We start from the raw sequence: 2,940 nt of genomic DNA, 5'->3' as shown, positions 1-2,940 counted from the left end.
CGATCTTTCTGCTGCTGGCTTCAATGCAGGCACACGGGCAAATGCCGCGCATGGAACTGACCGCCGGCTTTTATCGCATCGAGGCTGAAGTCGCTGCCGATCAGGCCAATCGCATGCAGGGTTTGATGCATCGCAAGAGCATGCCGGCCAATCAGGGCATGCTGTTCGTATTCGCCAGGGCGGATCGTCATTGCATGTGGATGCGCAATACGTATCTGCCGCTGTCGGTGGCCTTTCTCGATGAGGAGGGCCGCATTCTCAACATCGAGGACATGGCGCCGCAGACCGAATCCAACCACTGTGCCGCGGCTCCCGCGCGTTTCGCCCTCGAAATGAATCGTGGCTGGTTCTCCAGCAAGGGGCTCAAACCAGGACAGCGCATTGGCGGCGTCGAGAAATCGCCGCGGCCAGAGTAGTCGAAAGCCGAGCAATCATGAGCATAAGAAAAAGACTGGCGTGGCGTGCGAAACTGCTGCGCAGCGCAGATGGCTTGGCGTTCACTGACTGGTTGCGCGACCGCGGCTCATTGACGGCTCGCCTTCAGGCCAGAGGCGCGTTCAAACTACACGTGCTACGGCAGGGCCTTGCCATGCCGACAAGAGATGAAGCGATCGCACTGGGTATCAAACGCGACCGGTTGGCCTGGGTTCGCGAGGTGGCGCTGTACTGCGATGGCGAACCGCTGGTTTTTGCGCACACGGTGCTACCCTATCGGCCGCGCGGACCGCTGACCGCTTGGCTGGCACGCTTGGGCAACAAATCGCTTGGCGCGCAGGTCTTCACGCATGCGCGATTCTCGCGAGGCGCAATCCTTTGCAAACGACTTGACCATCGCCATGCCCTTTATCAGCCGGGGATCGACGCCTTGCAGCTTGCCGCTGCACCTCCGCCGTTCCTGTGGGCAAGGCGCTCGCGCTTTTCCTTTGGCAATCAATCGGTACTGGTCACCGAGATCTTCTCACCCAATATTTGCCCTGAAACCCGCCACTGACAGCTCGGGATAGACGACTCGCAGCCAATTCATACGACCCGCCTTGACTTCCCCATGACCTGTGCCCATGCTCTGCGGGTTCCAAAAAAGAAATCGCAAGAACATGGGCCTGCGAGGGGGCGTCAGGGAAGTAGATTTGCTTTGGCTGCCGGGCAGCGTGTGCGGGCTATTCCGCAACCCCTTCGATGCGGCACTCCGCAGCCAAGTCCTCCGCCGCCCGCTGAGCCAGCCGATGCTGAGACTGGTCGGTCTGTGGCAGGAGTTCCAGCAGGCCAGCATCGCCGTCAAACGGCTGGGTGAAAACGAGCGCAAGCGAGTTTCAGTGCAGGCTCACATGAACGCAGTGAATGTTATGCCGTAACTATATCATGGACATGCCGCAGGAACCGCATGCGCTGATTCCCCAGCGCGAAGCAGCCGGCAAGGCGTACCTGACGATCCACAATCTCGCCTTCCGGTATGGGGAACAACTGCCCTGGCTATACCGGAATCTCGACCTCGCCTTCAAGCCCGGCCACCTGTCGGTGATCATGGGCCCTTCGGGTTGTGGCAAGAGCACGCTGGCCAAGCTGATGCTCGGTTTCTACCAACCGCAGGAAGGGCAGATCGCCCTCGACGGCCGGGACATCCGCAACCTCGCCGCCAACGAACTGAGAAGCGTCTTCGGTGTGGTGCCGCAGGATACAGTGCTGTTCTCCGGAACGCTCTATCAGAATCTGGTGATGGCGCACCCGCAAGCGACCTTCGACGACGTCATCGCCGCCTGCAAGGCCGCCGAAATCCACGAGGTGATCGAAAAGCTGCCCGAAGGCTACCAGACCGAGATCGGCGAACGCGGCACCGGGCTCTCGGGCGGGCAGAAGCAGCGCATCGCCATTGCCCGGGCCTTGCTGAAACGCCCCAAGATACTGATCTTCGACGAGGCCGTCTCAAACCTCGACCAGCCGACCGCCGAACTCTTCGCCCTGACGATCAACAAGCTCAAGGGCAAGGTGACGATGATCTTCATCACGCATCAGATTCCGAGGGGATTGCAGGTCGATGAGGTGTTCAGCTTCGGCGGGGACCATCAGCATACGACGAAGGTCGGGGTGGTGGGGGAGGAGAAATGAAAGCGTGAAGATCACTTGGAAAGTATGCGCGTTAGGACATTTCATGGAGGATGGTGGTATGAAATTTGAAGGCAACAACTTGTTTTCCATTGACCCCGAGCACGTCAGACGAATCCGCTTGGCTATTGGTGTCATGGCACTCGTATTGGCGATCTTCAACCTGTTCTTTGGCGATCCAATCACCCTGTCGACAGGTCGCTGGTCATGGGTTTACAGAATGATAACGGAATTATTTGGCATTTATGGCTACCCGATATTTCAAGCAACTATCGGTGTGGCCTGTATCGCCTGGTCACGTCGCAAGTCTTCAAACACATAGAGTGACCAAAGGGGTCACCCATTAGCCGGCCCGCGTCAAGCGAGTAAAGTACCCCACGGCGGCGCCAGCCGCCGTTTCAATTTCACTGTCACCCCGCACAGTCGCTGATCGCGCCCGTTTCTTCAAGTCATGGCTGCGAACGAATCGCGCCAGTCACCCATCAGGATCAAGCGATCGGCGATGTACCGCCGTCGCCCTGGCGGCTGGGCCGCCCCAGAAGAACGTTGGTGCCGCTTCGTGTCCAATGGATTTGCACAGATTCATGGCTGCCGGTGTCGGCGCCAACCCCTTGCTGGCTCACGTTGCGGGCGATCCGCTTTACTGCCCGTATATATGGTATATATGGGGTCACCCATTAGCCGGCCCGCGTCAAGCGAGTAAAGTACCCCACGGCGGCGTCAGCCGCCGTTTCAATTTCACTGTCACCCCGCACAGTCGCTGATCGCGCCCGTTTCTTCAAGTCATGGCTGCGAACGAATCGCGCCAGTCACCCATCAGGATCAAGCGATCGGCGATGT

5 protein-coding genes are annotated in these 2,940 nt (G+C 59.0%); all 5 read left to right on the top strand.

Features of this window, described 5'->3' with window-relative positions; translation table 11 throughout:
• Positions 1-23: 23 nt before the first annotated feature.
• The 5 genes from PROAA_RS12320 to PROAA_RS12305 all read left to right on the top strand — a co-directional run bounded on the left by PROAA_RS12320 (position 24) and on the right by PROAA_RS12305 (position 2,422).
• Positions 24-416, top strand: a complete 393-nt coding sequence (locus PROAA_RS12320) for a DUF192 domain-containing protein (RefSeq protein ID WP_222102250.1) — start codon at positions 24-26, stop codon at positions 414-416.
• A 17-nt stretch (positions 417-433) separates the two neighbouring features.
• A complete protein-coding gene (locus tag PROAA_RS12315) occupies positions 434-991 on the top strand; it encodes a chorismate--pyruvate lyase family protein (protein ID WP_186411626.1) in 558 nt (185 codons plus the stop codon).
• 103 nt (positions 992-1,094) lie between these two features.
• The gene (locus PROAA_RS18930; protein WP_222102249.1) at positions 1,095-1,352 is read left to right on the top strand and encodes a hypothetical protein; all 258 of its coding nucleotides are present in this window, start codon (positions 1,095-1,097) and stop codon (positions 1,350-1,352) included.
• Between the two features lie 7 nt (positions 1,353-1,359).
• Positions 1,360-2,103 carry an ATP-binding cassette domain-containing protein gene (locus PROAA_RS12310; protein WP_222102248.1) on the top strand — a complete coding sequence of 248 codons (744 nt, stop codon included), beginning with the start codon at positions 1,360-1,362 and terminating at the stop codon, positions 2,101-2,103.
• A 4-nt stretch (positions 2,104-2,107) separates the two neighbouring features.
• On the top strand, positions 2,108-2,422 hold the full coding sequence (locus PROAA_RS12305) for a hypothetical protein (RefSeq protein WP_186411625.1): 315 nt from the start codon (positions 2,108-2,110) through the stop codon (positions 2,420-2,422).
• Positions 2,423-2,940: the final 518 nt, after the last annotated feature.

Origin of the sequence: Candidatus Propionivibrio aalborgensis, assembly GCF_900089945.1 — a bacterium.
GTDB lineage: Bacteria > Pseudomonadota > Gammaproteobacteria > Burkholderiales > Rhodocyclaceae > Propionivibrio > Propionivibrio aalborgensis.
The sequence above is the reverse complement of the archived record's forward strand: the minus strand, read 5'-3'. Positions and strand labels throughout refer to the sequence as shown.